Annotated in this window: 15 protein-coding genes; 10 read left to right on the top strand and 5 right to left on the bottom strand. The window is 71.6% G+C overall.

What is annotated here, in order from left to right; all coding sequences use genetic code 11:
- Nucleotides 1-9: 9 nt before the first annotated feature.
- Complete coding sequence (locus MFF64_RS31855) at nt 10-1,005, top strand: LacI family DNA-binding transcriptional regulator (RefSeq protein ID WP_099904385.1); 996 nt, start codon at nt 10-12, stop codon at nt 1,003-1,005.
- Nucleotides 1,006-1,014: 9 nt separating this feature from the next.
- On the opposite strand, the gene MFF64_RS31850 is transcribed toward MFF64_RS31855, so the two are convergent.
- A complete protein-coding gene (locus tag MFF64_RS31850) occupies nt 1,015-1,230 on the bottom strand; it encodes a hypothetical protein (protein ID WP_133123568.1) in 216 nt (71 codons plus the stop codon).
- Between the two features lie 206 nt (nt 1,231-1,436).
- Here MFF64_RS31850 and MFF64_RS31845 point away from each other — a divergent pair, with 206 nt between their 5' ends.
- The gene (locus MFF64_RS31845; RefSeq protein ID WP_238193348.1) at nt 1,437-2,579 is read left to right on the top strand and encodes a DUF305 domain-containing protein; all 1,143 of its coding nucleotides are present in this window, start codon (nt 1,437-1,439) and stop codon (nt 2,577-2,579) included.
- 4 nt (nt 2,580-2,583) lie between these two features.
- On the opposite strand, the gene MFF64_RS31840 is transcribed toward MFF64_RS31845, so the two are convergent.
- Complete coding sequence (locus MFF64_RS31840) at nt 2,584-3,381, bottom strand: DUF3750 domain-containing protein (protein WP_099899834.1); 798 nt, start codon at nt 3,379-3,381, stop codon at nt 2,584-2,586.
- A gap of 122 nt (nt 3,382-3,503) precedes the next feature.
- Between MFF64_RS31840 and MFF64_RS31835 the strand changes: the two genes are divergently transcribed.
- Genes MFF64_RS31835 through MFF64_RS31825 form a run of 3 tightly spaced genes read left to right on the top strand, consistent with a single transcriptional unit; the run spans nt 3,504 to nt 5,383 of the window.
- The gene (locus MFF64_RS31835; protein WP_099899832.1) at nt 3,504-4,037 is read left to right on the top strand and encodes a tellurite resistance TerB family protein; all 534 of its coding nucleotides are present in this window, start codon (nt 3,504-3,506) and stop codon (nt 4,035-4,037) included.
- A 12-nt stretch (nt 4,038-4,049) separates the two neighbouring features.
- Nucleotides 4,050-4,892, top strand: coding sequence for a DUF1206 domain-containing protein (locus tag MFF64_RS31830; RefSeq protein ID WP_099899830.1), 843 nt, complete (start codon nt 4,050-4,052; stop codon nt 4,890-4,892).
- Nucleotides 4,893-4,912: 20 nt separating this feature from the next.
- A complete protein-coding gene (locus tag MFF64_RS31825; RefSeq protein WP_099899828.1) occupies nt 4,913-5,383 on the top strand; it encodes a DUF3237 domain-containing protein in 471 nt (156 codons plus the stop codon).
- A gap of 105 nt (nt 5,384-5,488) precedes the next feature.
- On the opposite strand, the gene MFF64_RS31820 is transcribed toward MFF64_RS31825, so the two are convergent.
- The 3 genes from MFF64_RS31820 to MFF64_RS31810 form a co-directional block, all read right to left on the bottom strand.
- Nucleotides 5,489-6,667, bottom strand: a complete 1,179-nt coding sequence (locus tag MFF64_RS31820; RefSeq protein ID WP_238193347.1) for a pyridoxal phosphate-dependent aminotransferase — start codon at nt 6,665-6,667, stop codon at nt 5,489-5,491.
- Between the two features lie 110 nt (nt 6,668-6,777).
- On the bottom strand, nt 6,778-7,110 hold the full coding sequence (locus tag MFF64_RS31815) for an HIT family protein (protein WP_238193346.1): 333 nt from the start codon (nt 7,108-7,110) through the stop codon (nt 6,778-6,780).
- A gap of 193 nt (nt 7,111-7,303) precedes the next feature.
- Entirely contained in the window at nt 7,304-7,516 is a 213-nt protein-coding gene (locus tag MFF64_RS31810; RefSeq protein WP_099899823.1) for a hypothetical protein, read from the bottom strand.
- Nucleotides 7,517-7,739: 223 nt separating this feature from the next.
- Here MFF64_RS31810 and MFF64_RS31805 point away from each other — a divergent pair, with 223 nt between their 5' ends.
- The 5 genes from MFF64_RS31805 (at nt 7,740) to denD (ending at nt 13,508) form a co-directional block, all read left to right on the top strand.
- Nucleotides 7,740-9,551, top strand: a complete 1,812-nt coding sequence (locus MFF64_RS31805; protein ID WP_099899838.1) for an IlvD/Edd family dehydratase — start codon at nt 7,740-7,742, stop codon at nt 9,549-9,551.
- 114 nt (nt 9,552-9,665) lie between these two features.
- On the top strand, nt 9,666-10,532 hold the full coding sequence (locus MFF64_RS31800; RefSeq protein ID WP_099899821.1) for an isocitrate lyase/PEP mutase family protein: 867 nt from the start codon (nt 9,666-9,668) through the stop codon (nt 10,530-10,532).
- The gene (locus tag MFF64_RS31795) at nt 10,529-11,689 is read left to right on the top strand and encodes a GNAT family N-acetyltransferase (protein WP_238193345.1); all 1,161 of its coding nucleotides are present in this window, start codon (nt 10,529-10,531) and stop codon (nt 11,687-11,689) included. Before MFF64_RS31800 ends, MFF64_RS31795 begins: the two co-directional genes overlap by 4 nt.
- A 65-nt stretch (nt 11,690-11,754) precedes the next feature.
- On the top strand, nt 11,755-12,501 hold the full coding sequence (locus MFF64_RS31790) for an SDR family oxidoreductase (RefSeq protein WP_099903072.1): 747 nt from the start codon (nt 11,755-11,757) through the stop codon (nt 12,499-12,501).
- 23 nt (nt 12,502-12,524) lie between these two features.
- Nucleotides 12,525-13,508 (top strand): D-erythronate dehydrogenase, encoded by a 984-nt coding sequence (denD, locus tag MFF64_RS31785; RefSeq protein ID WP_099903073.1) that lies wholly within the window; start codon nt 12,525-12,527, stop codon nt 13,506-13,508.
- The last annotated feature ends 232 nt before the right edge of the window (nt 13,509-13,740 follow it).

Raw genomic sequence — 13,740 nt, 5'->3', positions numbered from 1 at the left:
GCGCCGACGATGCGCGACGTGTCGCGCCTCGCCGGCGTTTCCCCGATGACGGTTTCGCGCACCCTCGCCGATCCCGGCCTCGTCTCGGAGGACACGCGGGTGCGGGTGCTCGCGGCGGTCGACCGGCTCGGCTACGTGCCGGATCGCGGGGCGGGGGGCCTGTCGTCGCGGCGCACCGGTTTCGTCGCCCTGATCGTCCCGACGCTGACCAACCCGAACTTCGCCGACACCGCCGCCGGCCTCACCGCCGCGATGCGCCCGCGCGGCTACCAGCCCCTGATCGGGTTCACCGGCTACTCGGTGCCCGAGGAGGAGGTAGTGTTGCGCGCGATGCTGGCGCGCCGCCCCGACGCGATCGTGGTGTCGGGCATGCAGCACTCCCCCGCCGCCCACGATCTCCTCGCCCGCGCCGGCGTACCGGTGGTGGAGATCTGGGAACGGCCCGCGGCGCCGATCGACCGGGCGGTGGGGTTCTCGAATTACGAGGTCGGCCGGCTCGCGGCGGAGACCTTGGCGGGTCTGGGCGCCACCCGCATCGCCGGGCTCGGGCCTGAGCGAACCGGTGAGGCCCGGGACTTCCGCGGCGAGGAGCGCCTGCGCGGGTTGCGCGACGGCCTTGAGCAGGCCGGTCTTCCGACCGACCTGATCCTGCATCATGGCCGGCCGGCGGGCGCCTTCGCGCACGGCGCCGAGGCGATGGCGGAACTCCTGCGCCGCGGCGGCGCGGAGGCGGTCTTCCTCGTCTCCGACATCTCGGCCTTCGGCGCCCTGATGGAGTGCCGGCGCCGCGGCATCCGGGTGCCGCAGGACGTCCGGATCCTCGGCTTCGGCGATTTCGAGATCGGCCGCCAATGCGTGCCGAGGCTCTCGACCATCGCGGTCGATGCTACGGAGATCGGGCGGCGGACGGGTGCGTTGCTGCTCGGGCTCCTCGACGGCGACGCGGGGGCGCCCGCAGTGACCGATCTGGGGTTCCGGCTCCTCCTGCGGGAGAGCACCGGCTAGCGGTGCCGGTCAGGCCAGCCGTGGCTCCGGCACCTGGCGCGTCCGTAGCACCGGGGCGATGGCCTGCTGCTCGTCCTCTTCCTGCGCGTCGCGCACGGCCCGGGGCAGCTCGACCGGAGGAAACAGGTCCTGCAGCCCGCGCGACACGCCGGTGAGGACCGGGGCGAAGGGGCCGGTGAGCGGGGAGGGGGCCGCGTCGGCCTTGACGAATCGGGAGCTGGACATGTGGCCGTGCATACCTCGGGGCCAGGTTCAACGCGCCGCACCATGGTTTGGTTCACGGGTTTGGTTCACGGCCCGCGTGCCGCTGATCCCCCGGCACCCGCCCCGACACCCGCATTGAGGCGAACGGGCAACATAGGCTGTCGTGGCGCGCCGCCCCCATCCCGTATGGGGTCGGGAACGACTCCGCGCGGGAGCGATCCGTCACGATGCTCATCCGGCCCTTCGGAGACGCCAAGGCTTGGCGCGCCGCCGCCCTGCTCGGGCTTCTCAGCAGCACCTTCTCGACCCTGGTGAGCCAGTTGACCGCCGCCCGCATCGGCCGCGACGCGGTGGTGGACTGGATGGTGGTGGCGGCGATCCCGCTGCGCGACGCCGCGCTCTCGCCCGAGCCGACCTGGCCCGTCATCGCGGCCGGCATCCTCTTCCATCAATGGGCGGCTTTCTTCTGGGCGCTGGTGTTCTTCGGACTCCTCGGCCGCTGGACGGCGAGGCTGTCGCCCGCCACCCTGCTGGTCCTGTGCGGGCCCTGGGCGCTCCTGACCTCGTCCCTCGAATGGTTCGTGCTGGTGCCGCTGCTGCCGTTCCGCCAGCCGATCTTCACTCTCGAGCAGCCCTACTGGATCGGCTTCCTGGTCCACCTGACCTCGGCCTCGATCTACCCGCTGTTCCCCGCTCTCCGCGACCGGATCGCCGGCAGGCCCTCGCCCCACCGCAGCTTCGCGGCCCTGTGGGCCGGACTCGCGGCGGCGGGAGCCTCCGCGCTCGGCCTCCTGGCGCTCCTCGGCTGGGGAGAGGTGCCGCATCTCGGCGACGAGGCGTTCGACCAGAGTTACCTGCGGCGGATGACCGAGCACCACGCGCAGGGCGCACAGCTCGCGTCGCTCGCCGTGGCCAAGGCCGAGGATCCACACCTGCGGGCGCTCGCCGGGCTGATGGTCGCGGCGCAGAACGGCGAGATCGCCGTGATGACGCAGTGGTGGGACAGCTGGTTTCCGACGCTCTCGCCCCTCTGCACGCCGCAGGAGCGCGAGGCGATGCCGGGGATGCCGCGCCCCGACGAGGTTGATGCCCTGCGCCAGGCCGAGGGCCGCGCCTTCGACGCCCTGTTCGTCGCCCTGATGAGCCGCCACCACGCGGGCGCGGTGCAGATGGCCGACGAGGCCTTGGGCCAAGCCGGCGACCCGCGGGTGAGCCTGCTCTCCCACGCCATCCGCCACCAGCAGCGCGGCGAGATCGACCTGATGCTCGGTGCGCGGGACCTCGCGGCGGTCGCGGCGGCGGCCCGCAATCTGTTGCTACCCTTCGGACAGGTGCCGGCGGACCGTGCGCTCGACCGGGCAGGGACGTGACGCCTCAACCGCGCGCCGTCGGGGCGATCAGCGTCTCGGTCGCGCCGGCCGGGTCCATGCCGATGCGGCCCCAGCCCGGCAGCTTCAGGGCCGGGCGGCGCAGGTCGAGCCCCGCCACCGCGCCGAGGACGTTCACCTCGATTCGCTCGACCCAGCCGAGGGTGAGGCCGAGATAGCCGCGGGCGGAGAGCTGCAAGCCGGTGCGGCTCGGCGTCCAGGCGACCAGGTTCTCCGAAAAGTCCTTGCCGAGGGCCGTCGGCGGGAGCGCCACGGCAAGTTCCGGCACCGCCCGCAGCACGTGGGCCACGAAGGTGTTGGAGTTCGGCCCCGGCCAGGCGCTGTAGCTGCCGGCCTTGCGGTGCGGGTAGGCCGCGACCGCCTCGCGGATGCGCGGCACGGCGCGCTCCGCCGCTTCGCCGTCGAGGGCCAGCACCACCTGCGGCGGGTTGCCGAACCAGCGCGCATCGGCCGCGTAGGCATCGGTGCGCACCGGCAGGCCCCAGCCGACCACGTCGTAGCGGGTGTAGCGCGGGGCGCCGGCCTCCTTGACGACGATCCAGGTGTGATGGGCGAAGATGCCCCGCCAGCGCCCGACCCGGGCGGCGTAGATCCGCACCTTGGCCTCCGGCGCCGCCGCGGCGGCGGGCAGGAGCCGGGCGCTCGACCAGTCGGCGGTGGACCAGTCGGGGGCGAGGTCGTCGCGGCTCCACCACCACAGGGCGTGGGCGGCGAGCGGCAGCAGGAACAGGAGGACGAGCGCGAGCACGAGGGTGCGCGCGAGCCAAATCACGGCGAGAAGCATGACCGGAGAGATGGCGCTCCGAGCGTGGCGGCGCAACGGGCGGGGCGATCTGTCCATGCTCCGCGAACCGGAGCCGGGCGAGACCGTTGTCGGCAAAGAAGTGAGTCGGATGGGAGGGCGTGATGGCCGAGGTGAAACGGGTGCTGGACGCCCTGGTGCGCAGTCGTCGCGGCGGGCTCGCGGCCTCCGCCGCCCTCGGCGGGCTGGCGCTGATCGCCGGGCTGGCCCTGCGGGCGACGCAGCACGGGGCGCCGGCCGCCAAGGCCTCCCCTGGGTCGTCCGGGACGCCCTTCGATGCCGGCGCGCTCAGCGATGACGAGGCGACGCTCTGCCTGCGCATCATGGTGGCGGCATCGGCCGCCGACGGGGTGATCGATGCCCACGAGCGCAAGCGGCTCGACGCGGCGGTCGCCGAATCCGGCCTCGACCTCGCCGGCCGGCAATGGCTCGCCCGCGAGCTGGAGGACCCGGCGACGATCGACGAGATCGCCGACCGTGTGCAGGATCCCGAAGCCGGCGCCCGGGTCTACGCCGCGGCCCGCCTCGCGATCGACCCCGACACGATGCAGGAGCGCACCTTCCTGCGCATGCTGGCCGAGGCTCTCGACCTTGACGAGGCTGCGGTCGAACGGGTCGAATCCGGCCTCGCGGCCTGACCGGAGGCCGTCATGCGCCCCGATGGCCGGCAAGCCCTCGAACTGCTCGCCCGCCTCGGCTACGGCGCCCGCGGGGTCACCTACTGCCTCGTCGGCGGTCTCGCGGTTCTGGCGGCGATCGGCATCGGCGGACAGACCGGGGGCAGCCGCAGCGCCCTCCTGATCCTGCTGGAGCGGCCCTTCGGCTGGATCCTGCTCGGCATCGTGGCCTTCGGCCTCGCCGCCTTCGCGCTCTGGCGCGTGGTCGAGGCGGTCACCGACGCCGACGGCTACGGCCGCTCGGCCAAGGGGCTGGCGACCCGGGCCGGCCACCTCGTCAGCGGCGTGACCTATGGCGGCCTCGGCGCCTCGATGATGCTGGCGGCGCTCGGGCGCGGCACCGCCCGCTCCGCCGAGGACCAGGGCGCCCGGGACTGGACCGCCTGGCTCCTGCAGCAGCCCTTCGGCCAATGGCTCGTCGGCGCGGTCGGGCTCATCGTCATCGGCGCCGGCCTCGCCTTCGCGCTGAAGGCCTGGAAGGGTGACGTCTGCAAGCGCCTGTCCGTGCCCCACGATGCCCGCGACTGGGTGCGGCATGTCGGCCGCTTCGGCTACGCCGCCCGGGCGCTGACCTTCGGCTTGATCGGCGGCTTCCTGATCTCCGCAGCGATCGCCAGCCGGTCGAGCGACGTGAAGGGCCTCGGCGGCGCCCTCCAGGTCCTACGGGGAGAGCCCTATGGCTGGGTGCTGCTCGGCCTCACGGCGGCGGGGCTCGCGGCCTTCGGGGTGTTCGGCCTCGTCCAGGCCCGCTATCGCCGCATCGACCCGCCGGACCTCGACGCGGCGCGTCGGGCGGTGGAGGATATCGCGCGATAAGAATCATCGGAGGAGACACCATGGACGCGCCGCTGCCGCTTCGCACCGAGTTCCTGTTCCGCATGAGCCTCACGGTCGGCGCGCCGCACGCCATCGGCGCGTCCCGCGGCGCCGACCTGCGGATCGTCCCGGTGACCGGCGGCACCGTCTCGGGTCCGCGCCTCACGGCTGAGGTGATGCCCGGCCCGGCCGGCGACTGGCTGCGGGTCGAGCCCGACGGCACGACCCATCTCGACGTGCGCCTGACGTTTTTGGCTTCGGGAGGCGGCCTTGTTTACTGCCAGTATACCGGCCTGCGCGCCGGCCCGCCTGAGGTGCTGGCCCGCCTCGGTCGCGGCGAGGCGGTGGCGCCGGAAGATTATTACTTCCGCACCGCCCTGCGCTTCGAGACCGGGGCGCCTGACCTCGCCTGGCTCAACACGCTGATCGCCGTGGGGGTGGGGCAGCGGCTGCCGTCGGGGCCGGTTTATGATGTGTATGGGGTGATGTGAGGGATTGTTGGCATGCGCCGCGTCATCCCGGGGTCTCGCCTGCGGCGAGACCCCGGGATGACGACGGAGCAGATCTGTCGATGACGCTGCGGGATCTGCCGGCCCTCAGCGCCGGTTCCCCTCCAGGAACGTCCCGATCCGCTCCAGCGCCCGGGAAATGTTCTCCGCCGAATTGGCGTAGGACAGGCGCAGGTAGCCCTCGCCGTGGACCCCGAAATCTGGCCCGCCGATCGTCGCGACGCCGGCCTCTTCCAGCAGCGCCGAGGCGAGCGCCTTGGCCTTCCAGCCGGTGCCGGTGATGTTCGGGAAGGCGTAGAAGGCGCCCTTCGGGGTGATGCAGGAGACGCCCGGCAGCCGGTTCAGCCCCTCGACCACCAGCAGGCGGCGGCGGTCGAATTCGGCCATCATCGTGGTGACGCAATCCTGCGGCCCGTCGAGTGCCGCGATGCCGGCCCATTGCGTCGCGGCGTTGACGCAGGAGAACGAGTTCACAGCGAGCTTGCGGGCCGCGTCGTAGAGCGGCGCCGGCCAGACCGACCAGCCGAGGCGCCAGCCGGTCATCGCGTAGGTCTTGGAGGCGCCGTCGAGGTAGATCAGCCGGTCGCGAATCTCCGGATAGGCGAGCAGCGTGTGGTGACGCTCGCCGTCATAGGTCATCGTGCCGTAGATCTCGTCCGACATGATGGTCACGTCGGGATGCGCCGCGAGGCCGGCGACCAATTTGTTGATCTCGGCCTTCGGGGTCACGCCGCCGGTCGGGTTGGCCGGGGAGTTGAGGATCAGGAGGCGGGTGCGCGGGGTGATGAGGGCCAGCGTCTCCTCGGCCGAGAAGGCGAAGCCGTTCTCCTCGCGGATCGGCACCGGCACCGGCGTCGCGCCGGTGAACTCGATCATCGAGCGATAGATCGGGAAGCCCGGATCCGGATACAGGATCTCGGCTCCCGGCTCGCCGAACATCAGGATCGCCATGAACATGGTGACCTTGCCGCCCGGCACGATCATCACGCTGTCGGGCGAGACCTGGACGCCGAGGCGCCGGTTGAGGTCGCGCGACACCGCCTCGCGCAAGGGCAGGATGCCGGTCGCCGGGGTGTAGCCGTGGTGCCCGTCATGCAGCGCCTTCACCGCCGCCTCGACCACGTGGGGCGGGGTCGGCATGTCAGGCTGGCCGATGCCGAGATTGATCACGTCGCGACCGGCCTGGGCGAGGGCGGTGGCGCGGGCGAGCACCGCGAAGGCGTTCTCCTCCCCGATGCGCGAGAAGGCGGGGACGATAGCAGGCATGGCGTCTATTTCCTCAGCCAACAATCTGGGACTTTTATGATTTCGGGACGGCTGCGGCGAGCCGGTTCTCCGAATCGTCCTCTACGGGTCGGTCGCCGGCGGTTGTCCCGTCAGGCGGCGCCGGGCGGAGGCGCGCTGTCCCCGGCGCGCCGCGGGATGATGTGGATATGGGCGTGGAACACCTTCTGCCCGGCCACGGCGCCGATATTCGAACCGACATTGAAGCCCGCCACGGTCGGGTCGAGGGCGCGGATCGCGTCGGTCGCGCGGACCACCAGGTCCTGGACGGCCAGGATCTCGGCGGGTTCCAGCGCCAACTGATCCGAGACGCACCGTTTCGGGATCACCAGCGAGTGCAGCGGCTTCACCGCGTACAGGTCGCGGATGAGAAACGCGTGGTCGTTCTCGTCAATGACCTGATCCGGCTCGATCGCGCAGAACACGCAGCCTGTGTGTCTCATCCAGGATCCAGTCGGGTTGCGGGCCGCGGCGCCGCGACAACGATGGTCGCGGCCGCCGTGGAAACCGGAGGCCGTGTCGGTCGGGCGACCATGGCCGTCGTCGGATCCCGCGTCGAGCCGTGCCTGTCGCCGGACGCGCCGGTCCGGCGGGGCATCGAGTGCCTGGTCAGTCCCGTCAGCGCGACGTGTTGCGCTCGGCGAGCCGGCTGACGCCGAACGAGATCGCGCCGCCGAGGACGGTCAGGATGATGCCGGTCTTGATCGCCGCCCAGAGCAGCGAGCGCTCGATGCCCTCGTCGGTGAGCATCAGGATCAGGCAGACGATGACCGGGATCGCCACCACGACGGCGATCGGCACGAGCGGGTTGGACGTCTTCTCTTGGCTCATCGGCGGCTCCCCCGAACTATCGAGCGATATGGTTCAGCCGGCCTCATAGCACCGCTCCCCCGTCCTGCGACAGCACTGCCGCGATAAACTTTGGGCCCCTCGGGGTCGCAGCCGTCGGGGCCCGAGCATGCGCGCGGCGGTGTTGCCTTCCTGCACCGGCCGGGTCCATAGGTTCCCCGGAACGGTTCTCGACAAGAACGAATTCGGGAAGGACGATCTCGCCATGGCCCAGACGCCGCGCCCCCGCATCGACGCCAGCCGCCTGCGCTCGCGCCTCTGGTTCGACAACCCGGACAACCCGGGCATGACCGCGCTCTACCTCGAGCGCTACCTCAATTTCGGCCTCACGGTGCAGGAGCTGCGCGGCGGCAAGCCGCTGATCGGCATCGCGCAGACCGGCTCGGACCTCTCGCCGTGCAACCGCCACCACCTCGAGCTGGCCAAGCGGGTGCGCGAGGGCATCACGGCGGCCGGCGGCGTGGCCTTCGAGTTCCCGTGCCACCCGATCCAGGAGACCGGCAAGCGGCCGACCGCCTCGCTCGACCGCAACCTCGCCTACCTGTCCCTCGTCGAGGTGCTGTACGGCTATCCCCTCGACGGCGTCGTGCTGCTCACCGGCTGCGACAAGACCATGCCGGCCTGCCTGATGGCGGCGGCCACCGTCAACATTCCGACGATCTCGCTGAACGTCGGCCCGATGCTGAACGGCTGGAGCCGCGGCGAGCGCACCGGCTCGGGCACCGTGGTGTGGAAGGCCCGCGAGCGCCACGCCGCTGGCGACATCGACTACCAGCAGTTCCTCGACATCGTGGCCTCCTCGGCGCCCTCGACCGGCCACTGCAACACGATGGGCACCGCCTCGACCATGAACGCGCTGGCCGAAGCGCTCGGCATGGCGCTGCCGGGATCGGCGGCGATTCCGGCGCCCTACCGCGAGCGCGGACAGGCGGCCTACGCCACCGGCCAGCGCATCGTCGAGATGGTGTGGGAGGACCTGAAGCCCTCCGACATCCTCACCTGCGAGGCGTTCGAGAACGCCATCGTCGCCAACACCGCCATCGGCGGCTCGACCAATGCGCCGATCCACATCAATGCCATCGCCAAGCTGATCGGCGTGCCGCTCTCCTGCGACGACTGGGAGCGCGTCGGCTACGACATCCCGCTCCTCGTCAACATGCAGCCGGCCGGCCAGTATCTCGGCGAGGAATACTTCCGCGCCGGCGGTCTGCCGGCGGTGATGTCCGAGCTGCTGGAGGCCGGCAAGCTCCACGCCGACGCGCTGACCTGCAACGGCCGCACGGTGGCGGAGAACTGCGCCGGGGCGCAGACCTGGGACCGCGACGTCATCAAGCCCTACGGCGAGCCCCTGCGCGAGCGCGCCGGGTTCCTCAACCTCAAGGGCTCGCTGTTCGATTCGGCGATCATGAAGACCAGCGTGATCAGCCGCGAGTTCTACGACCGCTACCTCGCCAACCCCGAGGACCCCTACGCCTTCGAGGGCCGGGTCGTGGTGTTCGACGGGCCGGAGGATTACCACCACCGCATCGACGACGCCTCGCTCGAGATCGACGAGCACACCATCCTGATCATGCGCGGCGCCGGGCCGATCGGCTATCCGGGCGCTGCCGAGGTGGTGAACATGCAGCCCCCGGGCGAGCTGATCCGCAAGGGCGTGCTGTCGCTGCCCTGCATCGGCGACGGGCGCCAGTCCGGCACCTCGGGCACGCCCTCGATCCTCAACGCCTCGCCGGAGGCGGCGGCCGGCGGTGGCCTCGCCCTGCTCCAGAACGGCGACCGCGTCCGCATCGACCTCAACAAGCGCACGGCCGACATCCTCCTGCCTGAGGAGGAGATCCGGCGCCGCCGCGACGACCTGAACGCCCGGGGCGGCTACCCCTACCCGGCGAGCCAGACCCCCTGGCAGGCGATCCAGCGCGCGATGGTCGACCAGCTCTCCGAGGGCATGATCCTCAAGGGCTCCGAGGCCTTCCAGCGCATCGCCCAGACGCACGGCGTGCCGCGGGACAACCACTGACGACCTTGGGTCACCGCGCGCGGCGACCCTTGTGCCCGGGCTCCGCGAGGAGCCCGGTTTACAGCCGCGCTCGCGGCGTGTGAGGAAGGATCCGGAACCCGGAGGGGAGCCCCGATGACCGATCTCGCCGCACGCCGCGCCGCCTTCCGGCGGCTGCACGAATCCGGCTGCTTCGTGATGCCGAATCCCTGGGACGTCGGCACCAGCCGCTACCTCGCTGCGATGGGTTTTCCGGCGCTTGCCACCACCAGCTCCGGCTTCGCCTTCACCCGCGCCCTGCCGGACACCGACTGGGCGGTGCCCCTCGACGCGATGCTGGCCCACATCGCCGAGATCGTCGCCGCCACCGACCTGCCGGTGAATGCCGACTTCGAATCCGGCTACGCGCACGATCCCGAGGGCGTCGCCCGCAACGTCGCGGCCTGCGTGGCGACCGGCGTCGCCGGCCTGTCGATCGAAGACGCCACCGGCGACCCCACTCGACCGCTCTACGAGATCGCGGAAGGCGCCGAGCGCATCCGCGCCGCCCGGGCGGCGATCGACGCCTCGGGGACCGGCGTGCTGCTGACCGGCCGGGCCGAGTGCTACCTCACCGGCCATTCCGAGCCGCTGCCCGAGGCGATCCGCCGGCTCCAGGCCTATGCCGAGGCCGGGGCCGACGTGGTCTACGCGCCCGGCCCGAAACGACGCGAGGAGATCCGGATCCTGGTCGAGGCCCTGGCGCCGGTGCCGGTCAACATCCTGATGAGCACCAATCCGGGCCTCAAGGTCGCCGATCTCGGGGGCTTGGGCGTGCGCCGGATCAGCGTCGGCTCGTCGCTGGCGCGGGCGGCCTGGACCGGCTTCATCCGCGCCGCCAAGCGCATCCACGACGAGGGCAGCTTCGGCGGCTTCGACGGCTCAGTGAGCTTCTCCGAGATCAATGGCTTCTTCCGCCAAGATCTCAAGAAGCGGGACCTGAAGGAGCGGGACCGCGCATGAGCCCCGACCGCGATCCCGTCACCGGCCTGCCGATCGGCCGGCCCGTCGCCGTCACCACCCCGGCCCCCGCGCCCGAGCGGATCCGCCTGGAGGGCCGCCACGTCACGGTCGTGCCCCTCGACGGAGCGGCCCACGGCGCCGACCTCGCCGAGGGTGCGGTCGGGCCGGGCAGGGAAGCCCTGTGGCAGTACATGGCGGCCGGGCCGTTCGACGACCGCGAGGCCTTCCGGGCCTATCTCGCAGCCTGCGAAGCCTCGGCCGATCCCCTGTTCTACGCGATCCTCGATGCCCGCACGGGCAAGGCGATCGGCCACGCCTCGCTCATGCGGATCGACCGGGCGAACCGGGTGATCGAGGTCGGCAACATCCTCTACACTCCCGCCTTGCAGCGCACGCCCGGCGCCACCGAGGCGATGCGGCTGCTCGCCGGGTACGTCTTCGATCTCGGCTATCGCCGCTACGAGTGGAAGTGCAACGCCCTCAACGCGCCCTCGCGGAGCGCGGCGCAGCGCCTCGGCTTCTCCTACGAGGGGCTGTTCCGCCAGGCGGTGATCGTGAAGGGCCGCAACCGCGACACGGCCTGGTTCTCGATGCTGGATGGCGAATGGCCGCAGATCCGGCAGGGCTTCGACCGTTGGCTCGATCCTGGCAATCTCGACGGCGGCCAGCGCCTGCGCCTCGGCGCGCTCAACCGGGCGACGATCCCGGGCACGTCCTTGCGCCGGGCGACCCATGCCGACGAGGCCGCCCTGGCGGCCCTGCAGGAAGCCGCCTACGCGCCGAACCGCGCGTTGCTCGGCGTCGAACCGGTGCCGCTCCTCACCCCCGCCGCCGAGGTCCTGGCGCGCTATGAGGTCTGGCTGGCGGAGACCGGCGGGGCGCCCGCTGGCGCCCTCGCGCTCGACCCGGCGCCCGATCACCTGATGATCTGGAGCGTGTCGGTCGATCCGGCGCATCAGGGCACCGGCCTCGGCAACGCCCTGCTGGCGGCGGCCGAGGGCCGGGCGCGGGACCTCGACCTGTCAAAGCTACGGCTCTACACCGGGGACAAGCTCGTGCGGAACATCGACTGGTACGCGCGGCGGGGCTACGCCACCGAGCGGGTCGAGGATCTGCCGGACCGGCGCCTGGTCCACATGCACAAGACCCTCGCCTGACGGCGAGCACGGTTTCATGGACAAGCCCCGCCGGCGAGCGGGGCGCGACGAAGCGGGAGGACAGTATGGCGGGACGGCTGACGGGCAAGCGCGCGGTCGTGACGGCAGCGGGACAGGGGATCGGTCGCGCCATCGCGGCGGCGTTCCTCGCCGAGGGCGCGGAGGTGCTGGCGACCGACCTCGACGCGGCCAAGCTCGAAGGATTGACGGGCGCGCAGGCCTCCTCCCTCGACGTGCGCTCGGACGCGGCGGTGGCGGCGTTCGCGAAGGGGGCCGGGCCGGTCGACGTGCTGGTGAATGCCGCGGGCTTCGTCCACCACGGCACCATCCTCGACTGCACCGACGCCGAGTGGGACCTCGCCTTCGACCTCAACGTGCGCTCGATGCACCGCACGATCCGGGCCTTCCTCCCCGGCATGCTGGAGCGCGGCAACGGCTCGATCGTCAACATCGCCTCGGCGGTCGGCGCCGACGCCACCGCGCCGAACCGCTACGTCTACGGCGCCTCGAAGGCTGCGGTGGTGGGTCTCACCAAGGCGGTGGCGCGGGACTTCATCCGCAGCGGCGTGCGGGCGAACGCGATCTGCCCCGGCACCATCCAGTCGCCCTCCCTCGACGACCGCATCGCGGCGCTCGCCGAGATGAACAAGACCTCGGTCGAGGCGGCTCGCCAAGCCTTCATCGACCGCCAGCCGATGGGCCGGCTCGGAACGCCGGAGGAGATGGCGCTCCTCGCCGTCTACCTCGCCTCGGACGAGTCCCGGTTCACCACCGGCCAGACCCACGTCGCCGACGGCGGCTTCACGCTCTGATCCGACGGCGAAGGAGTAACCCCATGCACATCCTCATCCTCGGCGCCGCCGGCATGGTCGGGCGCAAGCTCCTCGACCGGCTGGTCAAGGACGGCTCGCTCGGCGGCGAGACCATCTCGCGCCTGACCCTGCACGACGTGGTGCCGCCCGAGGCGCCCGCCGGCACCGCGATCCCGGTCTCGCTCTCGGCCTCCGACTTCTCCGATCCCGGCGAGGCCGAGCGCCTGGTCGCCGGTCGGCCGGACGTGATCTTCCACCTCGCGGCGATCGTATCGGGCGAGGCCGAGGCCGATTTCGACAAGGGCTACCGCATCAACCTCGACGGCACCCGGCGCCTCTACGACGCGGTGCGGGCGATCGGCGAGGGCTACAAGCCCCGCTTCGTCTTCACCTCGTCGGTAGCCGTGTTCGGCGCGCCGATGCCTGACCCGATCCCCGACGAGTACCTGACGGCGCCGCTCACTAGCTACGGCACCCAGAAGGCGATCGGCGAATTGCTGCTCTCCGACTACTCGCGCCGCGGCATCTTCGACGGCGTCGGCATCCGCCTGCCGACCATCTGCGTGCGGCCGGGCAAGCCCAACAAGGCGGCCTCCGGGTTCTTCTCCGGCATCATCCGCGAGCCGCTGGCCGGCCAGGAGGCGGTGCTGCCGGTCTCCGACCAGGTCCGCCACTGGCACGCCTCGCCGCGCTCGGCGGTCGGCTTCCTGATCCACGCCGCGACGCTCGACACCAAGCGCCTCGGCGACCGCCGCAACCTGACCATGCCGGGCGTCGGCGCCACCGTGGCCGAGCAGATCGAGGCCCTGCGCCGCGCGGCCGGCGATGCCGCCGTCGCTCGCATCCGCCGCGAGCCCGATCCGACGATCGAGCGCATCGTCTCCGGCTGGCCCCGCACCTTCGACGCGCGGCGGGCACTGGATCTGGGCTTCAAGGCCGAGCCCGATTTCGATGCGATCGTGCGGGCCCATATCGAGGACGAGCTGGGCGGGAAGGTGCCGGCGTAAGGCCTTACGGCTCCAGGGAAAAGCTCCTCCCCTCCCCCTGTGGGGAGGGGGCATGAGGATCGAAGATCCCGCTTAAGGTGGTGCCGCTTAGAGCGAGACGGTGCCCTCCTGCACCACCCCCATCCCTAGCTCCTCCCCCACAAGGGGGAGGGGAAGCGCTTTTACGGTCAGCATTTTATACCGCCGCACCTTCGAACGGACGCGTTCGAAGGTGCCAGGCAAGCCCGAACGG

Source organism: Methylobacterium frigidaeris (genome assembly GCF_022179185.1).
In the GTDB taxonomy this organism is placed as follows: Bacteria; Pseudomonadota; Alphaproteobacteria; order Rhizobiales; family Beijerinckiaceae; genus Methylobacterium; species Methylobacterium frigidaeris.
The sequence above is the reverse complement of the archived record's forward strand: the minus strand, read 5'-3'. Positions and strand labels throughout refer to the sequence as shown.

Excerpts from the sequence above, each read along its gene's own strand:
- MFF64_RS31820 (WP_238193347.1), bottom strand. The coding sequence starts at position 6,667 with ATGCCTGCTATCGTCCCCGCCTTCTCGCGCATCGGGGAGGAGAACGCC.
- denD (WP_099903073.1), top strand. The coding sequence starts at position 12,525 with ATGCACATCCTCATCCTCGGCGCCGCCGGCATGGTCGGGCGCAAGCTC.
- MFF64_RS31810 (WP_099899823.1), bottom strand. The coding sequence starts at position 7,516 with ATGAGCCAAGAGAAGACGTCCAACCCGCTCGTGCCGATCGCCGTCGTG.
- MFF64_RS31840 (WP_099899834.1), bottom strand. The coding sequence starts at position 3,381 with ATGCTTCTCGCCGTGATTTGGCTCGCGCGCACCCTCGTGCTCGCGCTC.
- MFF64_RS31835 (WP_099899832.1), top strand. The coding sequence starts at position 3,504 with ATGGCCGAGGTGAAACGGGTGCTGGACGCCCTGGTGCGCAGTCGTCGC.
- MFF64_RS31795 (WP_238193345.1), top strand. The coding sequence starts at position 10,529 with ATGAGCCCCGACCGCGATCCCGTCACCGGCCTGCCGATCGGCCGGCCC.
- MFF64_RS31805 (WP_099899838.1), top strand. The coding sequence starts at position 7,740 with ATGGCCCAGACGCCGCGCCCCCGCATCGACGCCAGCCGCCTGCGCTCG.
- MFF64_RS31830 (WP_099899830.1), top strand. The coding sequence starts at position 4,050 with ATGCGCCCCGATGGCCGGCAAGCCCTCGAACTGCTCGCCCGCCTCGGC.
- MFF64_RS31825 (WP_099899828.1), top strand. The coding sequence starts at position 4,913 with ATGGACGCGCCGCTGCCGCTTCGCACCGAGTTCCTGTTCCGCATGAGC.
- MFF64_RS31850 (WP_133123568.1), bottom strand. The coding sequence starts at position 1,230 with ATGTCCAGCTCCCGATTCGTCAAGGCCGACGCGGCCCCCTCCCCGCTC.
- MFF64_RS31800 (WP_099899821.1), top strand. The coding sequence starts at position 9,666 with ATGACCGATCTCGCCGCACGCCGCGCCGCCTTCCGGCGGCTGCACGAA.
- MFF64_RS31855 (WP_099904385.1), top strand. The coding sequence starts at position 10 with ATGCGCGACGTGTCGCGCCTCGCCGGCGTTTCCCCGATGACGGTTTCG.
- MFF64_RS31790 (WP_099903072.1), top strand. The coding sequence starts at position 11,755 with ATGGCGGGACGGCTGACGGGCAAGCGCGCGGTCGTGACGGCAGCGGGA.
- MFF64_RS31845 (WP_238193348.1), top strand. The coding sequence starts at position 1,437 with ATGCTCATCCGGCCCTTCGGAGACGCCAAGGCTTGGCGCGCCGCCGCC.